The sequence below is a fragment of the Variovorax sp. GW821-FHT06D12 genome (assembly GCF_059419205.1).
In genome coordinates this window covers 977,954-992,041 of the sequence record NZ_JBWKRI010000001.1, presented here as the reverse complement: position 1 = coordinate 992,041, position 14,088 = coordinate 977,954, and the positions used below count along the sequence as shown (strand labels likewise).

The following is a 14,088-nucleotide window of genomic DNA, read 5'->3' as shown; positions in this document are numbered from 1 at the left end:
GAAAACTAAAGGCCTATGATGAATTCATCATGGACTCCGCCCGACTCGACCTTCACGTGCCAGGTGGCTGGACGGGATGGTTCGAACTCACGCGCACCCCGAAGGGCACCTACGCCGGCATCGCGGCGCTGAGCCTGGACGGCATTCCGCGCTGCGCGCTGGTCATCACCCAGCAGCTGTCGTGGGACTCGGCCGTGGCGCGCGCGAACGTGCGCGCGGAGCACTTCGTGCGGCAGTGGTCCGAGCGCGCGCACTGACGAAGGCATTGGCTGCGCGCTCGCGCCGCGCGTGGTAGAAACCGCCACCCGTGGGCGCGGTCGTGCACCGCGCCGCGCGGCAGCGGCGTTTTTTCTCCTTCGCTCCCGTGCCCTTGCCCTCCCTCTTTTCTGTCGTTCATGCGCAACCTGTCCCCCCGGGCTGACGTGCCGCGCGCCCGGTGGTTCGCCTGGCTGCTGTGCAGCCTGGCGATGCTCGTGCTCGCCGGTTGTGCCGGCCTGCCGACCGAGGTGGTGCGCAAGCCCTCGAGTGCCATCACCGACGGTGCGGACACTGCGCTGGGCCGGCTCGTGCGGGCCGCCGCGCCGCCGGGCGAGCCGCTCAGCGGCTTCCGCCTGCTGCCGATGCCGCAGTTCTCGCTGCACGCGCGCATCGAGCTGGCGCGCCGCGCGCAGCGCTCCATCGACGTGCAGTACTACCTCGTGCAGAACGACGAGACCGGCCGCTACCTGCTGCGCACACTGCGCGACGCGGCCGACCGCGGCGTGCGCGTGCGCCTCCTGGTGGACGACCTGTACACGGCGGGCGCCGACCCGCTGTTCACCAGCTTTGCCTCGCACCCGAACGTCGAGGTGCGCCTGTTCAACCCGTTCCCGGCCGGGCGTTCGCGCTTCGGCACGCGCTGGGCCTGGTCGATCCTGGACTTCGACCGCGTGCACCGCCGCATGCACAACAAGCTGTTCGTGGTCGACAACACGATGGCGGTCATGGGCGGGCGCAACATCGCCAACGAGTACTTCCTGCGCGACGGCGGCTCCAACTTCATCGACATCGACACGCTGGTGGCCGGCGCCGTGGTGCCCCGGCTGTCGTCGCTGTTCGACATGTACTGGAACAGCCTGTACGTGTACCCGATCGAGTCGCTGGTGCCACGTGGCAACGAGTCGGCGCAGGCGCTGCGCGAGCGCTTCGACCGGCTCACCACGGGGCCCGAGACGCTGCACCCCGAAGAGCCCGAATCGACCGACCTGCTGGGCCACAACCCGCTGGCCAAGGACCTCAACGCCGGCAAGCTCGCGCTGAGCTGGGCCCGCGCCGAGGCGTACGCCGACGCGCCCGCCAAGGCGCTGGCGCCCACCGACGAAGGGCGCGGGCTGCCGGCCGACCAGGCCGCCGACAGCGTGCTCTACAACGTGCAGCGCTACCTGCGCGGCGCGCAGCACGGGGTGCTGTTGACCACGCCGTACCTGATCCCCGGGCGGGGCGGCATGGAGACGATGCAGATCGTGCGCGGCAACGGCGTGGGCTACACCATCGTCACCAACTCGCTGGCGGCCACCGACGAGTCGCTGGTGCACATCGGCTACCGGCGCTATCGCGCGCAGATGCTGCGGCTGGGCGTGGAGCTGTACGAGCTGAGCCCCAAGCGCGTGGAGCAGACCAAGCGCTTCGGCATCTACGGCTCGGCCAGCGGGCGGCTGCACGGCAAGTCGGCCGTGATCGACGGGCAGGTGGTGTTCGTCGGCTCGATGAACTTCGACCCGCGCTCGGCGCTGCACAACACCGAGATCGGCCTGTTCATCTTCAGCCCGCAGATCGCTCAGCAGCTGACGAGCCTGATCGGTTTCATGCGGCTGGACGGCGCCTACCAGCTGCAGCTGGGGCCGCGCGGCGGCATCGAGTGGGTGAACCCGGCGTCGGGCGACGGGGCGGACACCATCCTGCACACCGAGCCCGAGACCCATTTCTGGGCCCGCTGGCGGCTGGAGCTGCTGGCGCCCCTGGTGCCCGAAAGCCTGCTGTAACGGCTTTTACGTTTACTGCTGCAAACGGCCGTTGAGGTACGGCTCGGGATCGACGGCGGTGCCGTTCTTGCGGATCTCGAAATGCAGCTTCACGCGGTCGGATTCGCTGTTGCCCATTTCGGCGATCTTCTGGCCCTGGCGCACCACGGCGCCTTCCTTCACGAGGATGGTCTTCGCGTGAGCGTAGGCCGTGAGGAAGGTTTCGTTGTGTTTCACGATGACCATGTTGCCGTAGGAGCGCAGTTCGCCGCCCACGTACACCACGCGGCCATCGGCCGAGGCCACGATGGGGTCGCCCAGGTTGCCCGCGATGTCCAGGCCCTTGTTGCGCACGCCGTCGAAGCGGCCCACGGTGGTGCCGGCGGCGGGGCGGATGAAGAGCGCCTGGCGCGGTGGCGGCGGCGTGGCGCCTGGAACAGGCTGCTGCGGCGGCGTGGGGCCGGGCGTGGTGCAGGCGGCGATGCCCCCAGCCACGAGCAGCGTGGCGGCGGTTCGGAAAACAAAAGTCTGAAGGTGCATGACGCTGTTGGAACGGATTCGTTGCGGAGGGTTCCGTCGAAGGCCGACATCTCGGTGTCGGCCGCTCGGACGATGCTAGCAAACTCGCATCGCCGAGCCCTTCAGCAGCCCCTTCACTTGAGCGGAATCGGCGTGCCGCGATCGACCGGCACGGCCGTCACGCTGTTCTTGGGCGAGCCGTCGATCAGCAGGTCGGAGTAGGTCAGGTAGACCAGCGTGTTGCGCTTGGGGTCGACCATGCGCACCACGCGCAGGCGCTTGAAGAGCACCGACAGGCGTTCGCTGTAGACCTCTTCGCGCTTGGGCAGCGGCTGCGTGATGCTCACCGGGCCGACCTGGCGGCAGGCGATGGAGGCTTCGGCCTTGTCCTCGGCCACGCCGAAGGCGCCGGCGATACCGCCGGTTCGCGCGCGCGAGACATAGCAGGTGACACCGCTCACCTTGGGGTCGTCGTAGGCCTCGACCACGATCTTGTGGTCCGGGCCGATGAGCTTGAAGGCGGTGTCGACCTCGCCGACCGTGTCGGCCTTGGCCGCCGAAGCCGCCAGGGCGAAGCCGAGGCTGGCGCCACAGAGGAGGGTGGCGCGCAGGGTCTTGAGCATGGGGAAATTTTTCAAACGATGCTGAGTTCGTGGACGCGGTCGAAGCTGCCGCGCTTGCGGTCTTCGAAGTAATGTTCGAGCGCCTGGCGCACGGTGCGAAAGGCAATCTCGTCCCAGGGAATCTCGTCCTCGGTGAACAGGCGCGCCTCGATCGTCTCGTGGCCCGGGTCGAAGCGGTCGTCGAGCAGGCGGGCGCGGTAGAACATGTGGACCTGGCCCACGCGCACCACGCTGATCACGGCGAACAGGCCCTCGATCTCGAAGTTCGCGCCGGCCTCCTCGTCGGTCTCGCGGGCCGCGCCCTCGGCGGTGGTTTCCTCGAGCTCCATGAAGCCCGCGGGCAGCGTCCACTTGCCCCAGCGCGGCTCGATGTTGCGCTTGCACAGCAGCACCTTGTCGCCCAGCACGGGGATGGTGCCCACCACGTTCAGCGGGTTCTCGTAATGGATCGTGTGGCAGGCCGGGCACACCGCGCGCTGCTTGGTGTCGCCGTCGTCCGGCACGCGGTAGACCACCGCCGTGCCGCAGTTCTTGCAATGCTTGATGGGTACGCGAAGGAGCATGAAGCGGGACCGCGCGGGCGTCAGACGATCTTGACGGTCAGCGCGGGCAGGCCTGCGACCTGGCCCACCAGCGTGTCGCCGGCCACCACGGCCGCGACGCCTTCGGGCGTGCCCGTGAAGATCAGGTCGCCGGGCTGCAGCTCCCAGGCCGCCGACAGGTGCTCGATGGTCTCGGCCACGTTCCAGATCAGCTTGCTCACGGTGCTGCGCTGGCGGTCTTCGCCGTTCACCTGCAGCGAGATTTCGGCCTGCTCGGCGTTGCCGGCCTGCGCCACGGGCACGATCGGGCCGATGGGCGCGCTCTGCTCGAAGCTCTTGCCGATGTCCCAGGGGCGGCCCTGCTTCTTCATGTCGTTCTGCAGGTCGCGGCGCGTCATGTCCAGGCCCACGGCGTAGCCGTAGATGTGCTTGTGGGCGTCGGCCGCCTGGATGTTCTTGCCGCCGGTGCCGATGGCCACCACGAGCTCGATCTCGTGGTGCAGGTTTTTCGTGAGCGTGGGGTAGGCCATGGTGCCGGTCTGGCCCGCATCGACCGTCACCAGCGCATCGGCCGGCTTCATGAAGAAGAAGGGCGGCTCGCGGCCGGTGAAACCCATTTCCTTGGCGTGATCTTCGTAGTTGCGGCCCACGCAGTAGATGCGGTGCACCGGGAAGCGTGCGGGCTGACCGGCCACCGGCACCGAAACGGTGGCCGGCGGGGCGAAAACAAACTCGGAAGCCATGGGAAGGTGTCCTTTTTCAGCGAAGCGGGAGGGGAGACCGGCAGTGTGCCAGAGGCGGCACGGGCTTGCCGGCACGCCGGACTCGGGATTTTGCGGCGGCCCACAATAGGCGCTTCTGCGCGTTTCCCCGATCTCTTTTCTCCCTCGCTCCACCATGCCCATCCGACTCGGCAAAGCCGGCAAGGCCACCGCCCTCAACGAACTCGGCCGCGAACGCGACGAGGCCGGCGACCAGGACGGCGCGCTGGCCGCCTACGCGCAGGCCAGCGCGATCCATCCGTACTGGTCGGCGCCCTGGTACAACGCCGGGCTCATCCACAAGTACCGCGGCGACTGGGCCGCGTCGTTGCAGGCCAACGCCCGCGCCGTGCAGTGCGAGCCGGGCAACGAAGGCGCGCTGTGGAACCTGGGCATCGCGGCCACCGCGCTGGGCGACTGGCCCACGGCGCGGCGCGCGTGGCGCCAGTACGGCATCGGCATCCCGGACGGCGAAGGGCCGGTCGATTATTTCGTCGGCCTCACGCCCATTCGCGTGCACGGCGATGAGGCCAGCGAGGTGGTCTGGGCCGACCGCATCGACCCGGCGCGCGCCATCCTGCGCAACGTGCCCACGCCCGCCAGCGGCCACCGCTACGGCGACCTGGTGCTGCACGACGGCGCCGCCAACGGCTACCGCCGCCGCGGCGAGCGCGAGGTGCCGGTGTTCGACGCGCTCGCGCTGATCGCGCCGTCGGACCACGCGACCTACGAAGTGTTCGTCGAAGAGGTGCAGGCCGAAGCGATCGATGCGCTGGTGCGCCGCTTCGAGGAAGCGGGCCTCAGCGCCGAGAACTGGACCAGCAGCATGCAGGTGCTGTGCAAGGCCTGCTCCGAAGGCCGCCCCGACGACCAGCACAACCACGCGCCCGGCGAACCGCCCGCGGCCGAGGGGCCGTGGCACCTGGGCATCGCCGCGCGCGAAGAAGCTGCGGCGCGCGGCCTGCTCGATGCGTGGCAGCAAGACAACCCCGAAGCCCGGCTGCGCGATTTCCGCTGCGCATTGCCGGCCACACCACGCTCCTGAAGGTGAAATCCAAGGGCGCTATCCTCGAGAAATCATGAAGCTGCATAACTATTTCCGCTCCTCCGCCTCGTTCCGTGTCCGCATCGCCCTGAACCTCAAGGGCCTGGACTACGACTACGTGCCCGTGCACATCGCGCGCGGCGAACACCGCACCGGCCCGTACTCGGCGATCTCGGCCGACATGCTCGTGCCGCTGCTCGAGGACGAGGGCGAGCGCTTCTCGCAGTCGATGGCCATCATCGAGTACCTGGACGAAACGCACCCCGAGCCGGCGCTGCTGCCCAGCGACCCGGTGGGCCGCGCCCACGTGCGCGCGCTGGCGCAGTCGATCGCCTGCGAGATCCATCCGCTGAACAACCTGCGCGTGCTCAAGTACCTCGTGAAGGAACTGAAGGTCGACGACGAAGCCAAGAACACCTGGTACCGCCACTGGGTGCGCGACGGCCTGCTGTCGTTCGAGCGCCAGCTCGCGCAGCACCCGGGCGGCACCTACTGCTGGGGCGACACGCCCACCATCGCCGACTGCTGCCTCGTGCCGCAGATCTTCAACGGCCGCCGCTTCGACTGCGACTTCAGCGGCCTGCCGCGCACCATGGCCGCCTTCGATGCCTGCATGAAGCTCGACGCCTTCCAGCGCGCGCAGCCCTCGCAGTCGCCCGACGCGGAACCCTGAGCCGGCGCGTCGCGATGAATCCGCAATGGCTGGTGCCCGAGTGGCCCGCGCCGCCGAACGTCCGCGCGCTGTGCACCACGCGCGACGGCGGCGTGTCGACCGGGCGCTATGAGAGCCTGAACCTCGGCGACCACGTGGCCGACGATGCCGCGCACGTCGCCGAGAACCGCCGGCGGCTGCAGCAGGCGATCGGCACGCGGCCGGTGTTCCTGCAGCAGGTGCATGGCACGGGGCTCGTGTCGCTCGACGATGCGGTGCACGACGGCACCGTCGCCGATGCCTGCACGGCCACGACCACCGCACGCGCCTGCACGGTCATGGTGGCCGACTGCCTGCCCGTGCTCTTCACCGACGAACGCGGCCACCGCGTGGCCGCCGCGCATGCGGGCTGGCGCGGGCTGGCCGGCGGCGTGCTCGAGCAGACCGTGCGCGCCTTCGCGCAGGATGAAGGCGCGCCGCGCCTGATGGCCTGGCTCGGCCCCTGCATCGGCCCGAAGGCCTTCGAGGTCGGGGCCGAGGTCAAGGCCGCCTTCGAGGCGCAGTCGCCCGAGGCGGCGTCGTGCTTCACGCCCGCGGCAGGCGAAGGCAAGTGGCTGGCCGATTTGCCTGCGCTCGCGCGGCAGCGGCTGCGTGCGACGGGTGTCGAATCGCTCTATGGCAACGACAGCGGCGATGCGTGGTGCACCGTCGCGCAGCCGTCACGGTTCTTTTCGCACCGGCGCGACGGCGTCAGCGGGCGGTTCGCTGCGCTGGTCTGGAAGGTCTGAAGCCGCAGCCTCTGCGGCGGCGCGGCGCGCGGCCTCCTGGGCCTGCGCCTCGCGTTCCTTGATCGCCCGCCGGCGCGCCGGCGTGGCCATCAGGTAGATCACCAGCGCCACCGGCGCGAGGCCGTAAAGAAGAAATGTGAAGATGGCGCCCAGCACCGTGCCCGTGGTGTTGGTGGCCTCGGCCACCGCCATCATCACGGCCACATAGAGCCAGCCGATCACGATCAAATGGATGAACACAGGCGCAGACGTTTTGTTTCAAGGGATTAGTGAAAGCGCGGCGTTGTGAGTGCCTTGCGAATGCAGCATACTCAAAACACGCAAGCCATCCGTTCGTATCGACCCAGGCCACGGCCAGGAGACATGATGAAGCAACAAGACACGGGGGCCGATGCGTTCGCGCCCTTTCAAAAAGCCCTCACGCAGGGCTGGACCCAGGCCATGGAGGCTTTCCAGAAAGCTGCAGGTCCAGGAGGTTCCGCCGCTTTCGACGTCGGCGGCACGCCGCTATGGCAATTGCCACAAATGGCGCAATTCCCGGGCGCAGCCGCCATGCCCGAGCTGCCCAAGTTCTCCATCGATCCCGAGCAGCTCCAGTCCATCCAGCAGCAGTACCTGAGCGACGCCACCGACCTGTGGCGCCGCGGCTTCGGTGCCCGGCCCGAGGGCGACAAGCGCTTTGCCGCCGAGGCCTGGGGCAGCAACCCGCTGGCGGCCTTCTCGGCCGCGGTGTACCTGCTCAACGGCCGCACCATGATGCGCATGGCCGAGGCCATCGACGCCGACGACAAGACCAAGGCGCGCCTGCGCTTCGCGGTCGAGCAGTGGATGGCCGCGGCCTCGCCCAGCAACTCGCTGGCCTTCAATGCCGAGGCGCAGAAGAAAGCCATCGACACGCAGGGCGAGAGCATCGCCAAGGGCATCCAGAACCTGCTGCACGACATGAAGCAGGGCCACGTCAGCATGACCGACGAGAGCGCCTTCGACGTGGGGCGCAACGTGGCCACCACCGAAGGCGCCGTGGTGTTCGAGAACGACTATTTCCAGCTGCTCGAATACAAGCCGCTCACCGCCAAGGTGTACGAGCGGCCGTTCCTGCTGGTGCCGCCGTGCATCAACAAGTTCTACATCCTCGACCTGCAGCCCGACAACTCGCTCATCCGCTATGCGAACGAGCAGGGCCACCGCGTGTTCGTGGTGAGTTGGCGCAACCCCGACGAGTCGCTGGCCCAGGCCACCTGGGACGACTACATCGAGAACGCCGCCATCAAGGCCATCCATACCGTGCAGGAGATCAGCGGCAGCAAGCAGATCAACACGCTGGGTTTCTGCGTGGGCGGCACCATCCTGAGCACCGCGCTGGCCGTGCTCGCGGCGCGCGGCGAGAAGCCGGCCGCGTCGGTCACGCTGCTGACCACCTTCCTCGACTTCAGCGACACCGGCATCCTGGACATCTTCGTGGACGAGCCGATGGTGCAGTACCGCGAGATGCAGCTGGGCAAGGGCGGCCTGCTGCCCGGCGGCGACCTGGCCTCGACCTTCAGCTTCCTGCGCCCGAACGACCTGGTGTGGAACTACGTGGTCGGCAACTACCTCAAGGGCGAGACGCCGCCGGCCTTCGACCTGCTGTACTGGAACAGCGACGCGACCAACCTGCCGGGCCCGTTCTACGCCTGGTACCTGCGCAACACTTACCACGAGAACAAGCTGGCCAAGCCCGGCGCGCTCACGGTGTGCGGCGAGAAGGTCGACCTGGGCAAGATCGACATCCCGGCCTACATCTACGGCTCGCGCGAAGACCACATCGTGCCCATCGGCGGCGCCTACACCTCCACGCAATTGCTCACGGGCAAGAAGCGCTTCGTGATGGGCGCCTCGGGCCACATCGCCGGCGTGATCAATCCGCCCGCCAAGAACAAGCGCAGCCACTGGCTGCGCGAGGACGGCAAGTTTCCCAAGACCCAGCCCGAATGGCTGGCCGGCGCGCAGGAGCAGCCGGGCAGCTGGTGGACCGACTGGGCACAATGGCTCAAGGGCCACGCGGGCAAGCAGATCCCAGCGCCCAAGGGCTACGGCAACGGCAAGGCCTACAAGGCCATCGAACCGGCGCCGGGACGCTACGTGAAGGCCAAGGCCTGAACGGGCGCCAGCTCCCGCAAGATCGCAACCGATTTCAAATCACCTCAACGGAGAGAACCTCATGGAAGACATCGTCATCGTTTCGGCTGCGCGTACGGCGGTCGGCAAATTCGGCGGCTCGCTCGCCGGCATTCCCGCCACCGAGCTGGGCGCCCTCGTGATCAAGGAAGTGATCGCGCGCGCCAACCTCACGGCCGACCAGGTGGGCGAGGCCATCATGGGCCAGGTGCTCGCGGCCGGTGCCGGCCAGAACCCCGCGCGCCAGGCCTGGCTCAAGGGCGGCGGCACCAAGGAAACGCCGGCGCTCACCATCAACGCCGTGTGCGGCTCGGGCCTGAAGGCCGTGATGCTGGCGGCGCAGGCCGTGGCCACGGGCGACTCCGAAATCGTCATCGCCGGCGGCCAGGAAAACATGAGCATGGCGCCCCACGTGCTGCCCAACTCGCGCAACGGCCAGCGCATGGGCGACTGGAAGCTGGTCGACACCATGATCGTCGACGGCCTGTGGGACGTGTACAACCAGTACCACATGGGCATCACGGCCGAGAACGTGGCCAAGAAGTACAACATCGACCGCGCCTCGCAGGACGAACTGGCCCTGGCCAGCCAGACCAAGGCCGCCGCCGCGCAGGACGCCGGCAAGTTCAAGGACGAAATCGTCGGCGTGAGCATTCCGCAGAAGAAGGGCGACCCGCTCGTCTTCAACCAGGACGAGTTCATCAACCGCAAGACCAACGCCGAAGTGCTGGCCGGCCTGCGTCCCGCCTTCGACAAGGCCGGCGGCGTGACCGCGGGCAATGCCTCGGGCCTGAACGACGGCGCCGCTGCCGTGATGGTCATGACGGCCAAGAAGGCCGCCGCCCTGGGCCTGAAGCCGCTGGGCCGCATCGCCAGCTACGCCACCGCCGGCCTGGACCCGACCATCATGGGCATGGGCCCCGTGCCCGCATCGCAGAAGGCGCTGCAGCGCGCCGGCTGGAAGGCCGCCGACCTCGACCTGCTCGAGATCAACGAAGCCTTCGCCGCACAGGCCTGCGCCGTGAACCGCGAAATGGGCTGGGACGTGAACAAGGTGAACGTGAACGGCGGCGCCATCGCCATCGGCCACCCCATCGGCGCGTCGGGCTGCCGCATCCTGGTGACGCTGCTGCACGAAATGCAGCGCCAGAACGCCAAGAAGGGCATCGCTTCGCTGTGCATCGGCGGCGGCATGGGCGTGGCGCTGACGATCGAGCGCTGAGCCTGATCACCGGGTGAACCGGTACGGGGAGGGGAGACAGGGGCTCGCAAGGGCCGCTGCCTCCCCTCCCTTTTTTGTGCGCGCTGTTTGCGGGTTTCGCCTGCGGCTTACTTCGACCGGTCCGAAGCCACGAGGTCCCAGGCCAGGCCCGCGAGCCAGCCGATGCCCACCAGCCACGCGCCGGCGTGCACCGTGTCGATGTCCGTCGGTGCCAGCCAATGAACCCCCAGGGCGATCAGCAGCCCGGCAACGGCGCCGAGGCAGGACCAGGGGGAGCTGAGGGCTTCGAGCATGTCAGGGCGACTGTAGCGACCCTCTTTCGCGCCTCGCATCGACCCGATTCGGCGTGCTGAGAACCTTTGGATTCATTTGGGCGACGGTCACCCGACTGGCTGACGCTCTTGTTCACCGCTCAAAAATTGAGCAAAGTGTGGAATCCCTTTGTAAAACAACAACTTGCATCCGTTTTACAAAGCTCCACCCGAGTTACCCCCAAAGTTGCCCACAGAAAGTGGGGATTGCAGTGGACTTCTTCACAACCCGCCGCAAGTCGTTGGTTTCAAAGGGCGGCCTAGCACAGGCCACCCCCTGTTTTTTCGCTTGACTTTCCTGTTTTCAAGCGATTTTCAGGCCCCTCGGCGGCCTGACTTGTGCACTGCAAAATTTTTAAGCAGACTAACTATTCTCTTTATAAAACAACAACTTGCGTTCGCTTTACAACGCTGCCCCTGACTTACCCCCAAAGTTGTGCACAGAAAATGGGGAAGACATCGGGTTTCTCACAAGCCGCCTGCAAGTGCCTGTTTTTGGCCGGAAAACGAGCCGTCAGCCGGTTTCGGCCTGCGCGTCGGCGTAGTGCTTGCACAAGGTCTCGACCAGCGCCTGGGCGTACACGGGCAGGGCGGCGCGGTCGCGCACGAGCAGGTAGCGCTCGCGCACGCACCACGGGTCGCTGAGCTCGACCAGCGCGAGCCGCATGCTGTCCTGGTTGCGCCGCGCGGCCGACTCCGGCACCACGCCGATGCCCACGCCGCTGCCGATCATCCGGCACATGGCGTCGAAGCTGCCGAGCTGGATGCGCAGCTTCTGGCGCTTGCCCAGGTGGTCGGTGATCTGCCCCAGGAAGGCCTGCAGCGTGCTGCCCTGCTGCATGCCGATGGCGTCTTCGTCGAGCGTTTCGGCGAACGAGATGCGGCGGCGTCGCGCAAAGCGGTGCTGGCGCGAGGTGACGAGCACCAGCCGGTCGGTGCTGAAGTGGATGGTGTCCAGGCCCAGCGTGTCCATCTGGCCCGCGACGATGCCGATGTCGGCGCGCCCGTCGCGCACGCCGCGCGGGATCTGAGCATTCGGTTTTTCCTGAAGGTCGACGTTGATGCGCGGGTTGGCGGCCAGGAAGCCGGGCAGGATCTCGGGCAGGAAGTCGGTCACCGCCGTGGTGTTGGCGAACACGCGCAGGTGGCCGCGCAGGCCGCCGCCGTACTCGAGCAGGTCGGCGCGCAGCTGGTCGGCCTGGTGCAGCACCAAGCGGGCGTGGTGCAGGAAGGCTTCGCCCGGCGGCAGCAGGCGCACGCCGCGGGCCTCGCGCTGCAGCAGCTGCAGGCCGGCCTGGGTCTCGAGCGCCTTGATGCGCGCGCTGGCCGCCGCCAGCGACAGGTGCTGGCGCTCGGCCGCCCGCGTGAGGTTGCCGAGTTCGGCCGTGGCCACGAACAGGCGCAGGTCGGTGAGGTCGAAGAGCATGGGGCGATGGTAGTCAAGCCTTCGGAATTTCAGAAGCCTGGCTTCCGAAATCGCAGATTGCGCCGGCGGGGCGGGCAGAAGACCATGCGGCCATGGAGACACACGACACCACCCCCGCCTTGCGGCTTCGCGCCAAGGCGCTGATCGCCTTCGGCCTCGCCGCCACCACCTTGCTGGCCACCAGCGCCGCCACTGCCCAGACCTACCCCTCGCGCCCCATCACGCTCGTCGTGCCCCAGGCCGCCGGCGGCACCAACGACATCGTCGGCCGTCTCGTGGGCCAGAAGCTCGGCGAGGTGTTGAACAACGCCAGCGTGGTGGTCGACAACCGCCCCGGCGCGGGCGGCAACATCGGCACGCAGCTGGTCGCCAAGGGTCCGAAGGACGGCTACACGCTGCTCATGACGATCAGCAGCAGCCAGGCCATCAACCCCGCGCTGTACAAGAACCCGGGCTTCGACCCCGAGAAAGACTTCAAGCCCGTCGGCCTGGTCGGCGCCGTGCCCAACGTGCTGCTGGTGAACCCGTCGTTCCCCGCGAAGAACTTCGCCGAATTTTTGAAGCTGGCGCGCGCGAAGGGCGCCAGCTACCAGTACGCCTCGGCCGGCAACGGCACGCTCAACCACCTGCTGGGCGAAATGCTCAACAGCATGGGCGGCATCTCGATGCAGCACGTGCCGTACAAGGGCGTGGCGCCCGCGCTCAACGACGTGCTCGGCGGGCAACTGCCGATCGTGTTCGCGAGCCTGCCTTCGGCGCTGGCGCACATCAAGGCCGGCAAGCTGCGCGCGCTGGCCGTGAGTGGTGAGAAGCGCTCGCCCGTGCTGCCCGACGTGCCCGCCATCGCCGAGCAGGTGCCGGGCTACAACGGCACGCTGTGGATCGGCCTGTTCGCGCCCGCGGGCGTGCCGGCCGACGTGCTCGCGACCCTGCAGGACGCCACGCGCAAGGCGCTCGCGGCCAAGGACCTGCGCGACAAGCTCGACCAGCAGGGCGTGGAGATCGCCGCGCCCACCTCGCCCGAGCAGTTCTCGGCGCTGCTGCATGCCGACCTCGCCAAGTGGGCGCGCATCGTCAAGGCCTCGGGCGCCGCGGTCGACTGACCCCGCCACTCATCCTTCTTCCCGACAAACACGACATGACTTCTCCCCTGATCGACGCCGAAGCCCTCGCGCACCTGCAGGCCTGGCAGGGCCGCAGCGAAACACTGCGCGACGACCTCACGGCTGCGCCCGTGCGCGGCTTGTCCGCCACGCTCGACCGCGACGACCCGCTGCCCGAGGCGGGCACGCACCTGCCCGCGCTGTGGCACTGGCTCTACTTCCTGCCGCACCACCGCCAGTCGGAGATCGGCGAAGACGGCCACGCGAAGCGCGGCGGCTTCCTGCCGCCCGTGCCGCTGCCGCGCCGCATGTGGGCCGGCGGCCGGCTGACGTGGGAGCCGGGCAATCCGCTGCAGGTGGGCGATGCGGTCGAGCGCACGTCGACCATCGCCTCGGTCACGCACAAGGCCGGCCGCACGGGCGAGCTGGTGTTCGTGCTGGTGCGCCATGAAGTGCGCAACGCGCGCGGGCTCGCGCTGACCGAAGAGCACGACATCGTCTACCGCGCCGCCGCCGCACCGGGCGAGGCCACGCCGCCGCCTACGCCCGCACCGAAGGACGCCGCCTTCAGCCGCGACCTCGTGCCCGACGACGTGCTGCTGTTCCGCTACTCGGCGCTGACCTTCAACGGCCACCGCATCCACTACGACCGCCGCTACGTGACGCAGGTCGAGGGCTACCCGGGCCTCATCGTGCACGGGCCGCTGATCGCGACGCTGCTGGTCGACCTGCTGCGCCGCAACGCGCCGGCCGATGCGCAGCTCGCGCGCTTCGAGTTCCGCGCCGTGCGACCGACCTTCGACATCGCGCCGTTCCGCGTGCACGGCAAGCCCGCCGAAGGCAGCACCGACGGCAAGACCTTCAGCCTGTGGGGCGAAGACGCCGACGGCTGGCTCACGATGCAGGCCACGGCCGTGCTCGCCTGACGCAAGGAAAGAA

General features: G+C 68.3%; 16 protein-coding genes. 9 read left to right on the top strand and 7 right to left on the bottom strand.

The features are described 5' to 3' along the window. Positions 1 to 29 precede the first annotated feature (29 nt). Together AC07SQ_RS04655 and AC07SQ_RS04650 are read left to right on the top strand one after the other, a co-directional pair. Positions 30 to 257 (top strand): hypothetical protein, encoded by a 228-nt coding sequence (locus tag AC07SQ_RS04655; protein ID WP_070061133.1) that lies wholly within the window; start codon positions 30 to 32, stop codon positions 255 to 257. Between the two features lie 138 nt (positions 258 to 395). Next, on the top strand, positions 396 to 2,021 hold the full coding sequence (locus AC07SQ_RS04650; protein WP_495270606.1) for a phospholipase D family protein: 1,626 nt from the start codon (positions 396 to 398) through the stop codon (positions 2,019 to 2,021). 12 nt (positions 2,022 to 2,033) lie between these two features. Here AC07SQ_RS04650 and AC07SQ_RS04645 read toward each other — a convergent pair whose 3' ends face one another. The 4 genes from AC07SQ_RS04645 to AC07SQ_RS04630 all read right to left on the bottom strand — a co-directional run bounded on the left by AC07SQ_RS04645 (position 2,034) and on the right by AC07SQ_RS04630 (position 4,427). Next, positions 2,034 to 2,540, bottom strand: a complete 507-nt coding sequence (locus AC07SQ_RS04645) for a murein hydrolase activator EnvC family protein (RefSeq protein WP_062480281.1) — start codon at positions 2,538 to 2,540, stop codon at positions 2,034 to 2,036. A 113-nt stretch (positions 2,541 to 2,653) separates the two neighbouring features. Next, positions 2,654 to 3,142, bottom strand: coding sequence for a CreA family protein (locus AC07SQ_RS04640; protein ID WP_062480278.1), 489 nt, complete (start codon positions 3,140 to 3,142; stop codon positions 2,654 to 2,656). An 11-nt stretch (positions 3,143 to 3,153) separates the two neighbouring features. After that, the gene (locus tag AC07SQ_RS04635) at positions 3,154 to 3,705 is read right to left on the bottom strand and encodes an NUDIX hydrolase (RefSeq protein ID WP_062480276.1); all 552 of its coding nucleotides are present in this window, start codon (positions 3,703 to 3,705) and stop codon (positions 3,154 to 3,156) included. Positions 3,706 to 3,725: 20 nt separating this feature from the next. Next, positions 3,726 to 4,427: a fumarylacetoacetate hydrolase family protein gene (locus AC07SQ_RS04630; RefSeq protein ID WP_159271432.1), complete on the bottom strand. Its 702-nt coding sequence runs from the start codon at positions 4,425 to 4,427 to the stop codon at positions 3,726 to 3,728. Between the two features lie 154 nt (positions 4,428 to 4,581). Between AC07SQ_RS04630 and AC07SQ_RS04625 the strand changes: the two genes are divergently transcribed. The 3 genes from AC07SQ_RS04625 to pgeF are packed head-to-tail and all read left to right on the top strand — an operon-like array spanning position 4,582 to position 6,930. After that, positions 4,582 to 5,490 carry a tetratricopeptide repeat protein gene (locus AC07SQ_RS04625; protein WP_495270607.1) on the top strand — a complete coding sequence of 303 codons (909 nt, stop codon included), beginning with the start codon at positions 4,582 to 4,584 and terminating at the stop codon, positions 5,488 to 5,490. Between the two features lie 34 nt (positions 5,491 to 5,524). Next, the gene (gene maiA / locus AC07SQ_RS04620) at positions 5,525 to 6,163 is read left to right on the top strand and encodes a maleylacetoacetate isomerase (protein ID WP_062480269.1); all 639 of its coding nucleotides are present in this window, start codon (positions 5,525 to 5,527) and stop codon (positions 6,161 to 6,163) included. Positions 6,164 to 6,177: 14 nt separating this feature from the next. After that, positions 6,178 to 6,930 (top strand): peptidoglycan editing factor PgeF, encoded by a 753-nt coding sequence (gene pgeF / locus AC07SQ_RS04615; RefSeq protein ID WP_495270608.1) that lies wholly within the window; start codon positions 6,178 to 6,180, stop codon positions 6,928 to 6,930. Here the strand turns inward: pgeF and AC07SQ_RS04610 are convergent. Continuing rightward, a complete protein-coding gene (locus tag AC07SQ_RS04610) occupies positions 6,862 to 7,170 on the bottom strand; it encodes a hypothetical protein (protein ID WP_307693228.1) in 309 nt (102 codons plus the stop codon). The genes pgeF and AC07SQ_RS04610 overlap by 69 nt on opposite strands. Before the next feature lie 126 nt (positions 7,171 to 7,296). On the opposite strand from AC07SQ_RS04610, the gene phaC reads away from it, so the two are divergent. Together phaC and AC07SQ_RS04600 are read left to right on the top strand one after the other, a co-directional pair. Beyond that, entirely contained in the window at positions 7,297 to 9,069 is a 1,773-nt protein-coding gene (phaC, locus tag AC07SQ_RS04605; RefSeq protein WP_495270609.1) for a class I poly(R)-hydroxyalkanoic acid synthase, read from the top strand. Positions 9,070 to 9,130: 61 nt separating this feature from the next. Next, positions 9,131 to 10,309 carry an acetyl-CoA C-acetyltransferase gene (locus AC07SQ_RS04600; protein WP_095745805.1) on the top strand — a complete coding sequence of 393 codons (1,179 nt, stop codon included), beginning with the start codon at positions 9,131 to 9,133 and terminating at the stop codon, positions 10,307 to 10,309. 107 nt (positions 10,310 to 10,416) lie between these two features. Here AC07SQ_RS04600 and AC07SQ_RS04595 read toward each other — a convergent pair whose 3' ends face one another. Next, on the bottom strand, positions 10,417 to 10,602 hold the full coding sequence (locus AC07SQ_RS04595; protein WP_495270610.1) for a hypothetical protein: 186 nt from the start codon (positions 10,600 to 10,602) through the stop codon (positions 10,417 to 10,419). Positions 10,603 to 11,134: 532 nt separating this feature from the next. Next, positions 11,135 to 12,046: a LysR family transcriptional regulator gene (locus AC07SQ_RS04590; protein ID WP_495270611.1), complete on the bottom strand. Its 912-nt coding sequence runs from the start codon at positions 12,044 to 12,046 to the stop codon at positions 11,135 to 11,137. A 92-nt stretch (positions 12,047 to 12,138) separates the two neighbouring features. Between AC07SQ_RS04590 and AC07SQ_RS04585 the strand changes: the two genes are divergently transcribed. After that, a complete protein-coding gene (locus AC07SQ_RS04585) occupies positions 12,139 to 13,149 on the top strand; it encodes a Bug family tripartite tricarboxylate transporter substrate binding protein (protein WP_495270612.1) in 1,011 nt (336 codons plus the stop codon). 35 nt (positions 13,150 to 13,184) lie between these two features. Continuing rightward, a complete protein-coding gene (locus AC07SQ_RS04580; protein WP_495270613.1) occupies positions 13,185 to 14,075 on the top strand; it encodes an HTD2 family dehydratase in 891 nt (296 codons plus the stop codon). Positions 14,076 to 14,088 lie beyond the last annotated feature (13 nt).

Bases quoted from the DNA above. Each gene is read 5' to 3' on its own strand.
- AC07SQ_RS04580 (WP_495270613.1), top strand. From the start codon at position 13,185: ATGACTTCTCCCCTGATCGACGCCGAAGCCCTCGCGCACCTGCAGGCC.
- pgeF (WP_495270608.1), top strand. From the start codon at position 6,178: ATGAATCCGCAATGGCTGGTGCCCGAGTGGCCCGCGCCGCCGAACGTC.
- AC07SQ_RS04625 (WP_495270607.1), top strand. From the start codon at position 4,582: ATGCCCATCCGACTCGGCAAAGCCGGCAAGGCCACCGCCCTCAACGAA.
- phaC (WP_495270609.1), top strand. From the start codon at position 7,297: ATGAAGCAACAAGACACGGGGGCCGATGCGTTCGCGCCCTTTCAAAAA.
- AC07SQ_RS04600 (WP_095745805.1), top strand. From the start codon at position 9,131: ATGGAAGACATCGTCATCGTTTCGGCTGCGCGTACGGCGGTCGGCAAA.
- AC07SQ_RS04640 (WP_062480278.1), bottom strand. From the start codon at position 3,142: ATGCTCAAGACCCTGCGCGCCACCCTCCTCTGTGGCGCCAGCCTCGGC.
- AC07SQ_RS04595 (WP_495270610.1), bottom strand. From the start codon at position 10,602: ATGCTCGAAGCCCTCAGCTCCCCCTGGTCCTGCCTCGGCGCCGTTGCC.
- AC07SQ_RS04650 (WP_495270606.1), top strand. From the start codon at position 396: ATGCGCAACCTGTCCCCCCGGGCTGACGTGCCGCGCGCCCGGTGGTTC.
- AC07SQ_RS04590 (WP_495270611.1), bottom strand. From the start codon at position 12,046: ATGCTCTTCGACCTCACCGACCTGCGCCTGTTCGTGGCCACGGCCGAA.
- AC07SQ_RS04635 (WP_062480276.1), bottom strand. From the start codon at position 3,705: ATGCTCCTTCGCGTACCCATCAAGCATTGCAAGAACTGCGGCACGGCG.
- AC07SQ_RS04630 (WP_159271432.1), bottom strand. From the start codon at position 4,427: ATGGCTTCCGAGTTTGTTTTCGCCCCGCCGGCCACCGTTTCGGTGCCG.
- AC07SQ_RS04645 (WP_062480281.1), bottom strand. From the start codon at position 2,540: ATGCACCTTCAGACTTTTGTTTTCCGAACCGCCGCCACGCTGCTCGTG.
- AC07SQ_RS04655 (WP_070061133.1), top strand. From the start codon at position 30: ATGGACTCCGCCCGACTCGACCTTCACGTGCCAGGTGGCTGGACGGGA.
- AC07SQ_RS04585 (WP_495270612.1), top strand. From the start codon at position 12,139: ATGGAGACACACGACACCACCCCCGCCTTGCGGCTTCGCGCCAAGGCG.
- maiA (WP_062480269.1), top strand. From the start codon at position 5,525: ATGAAGCTGCATAACTATTTCCGCTCCTCCGCCTCGTTCCGTGTCCGC.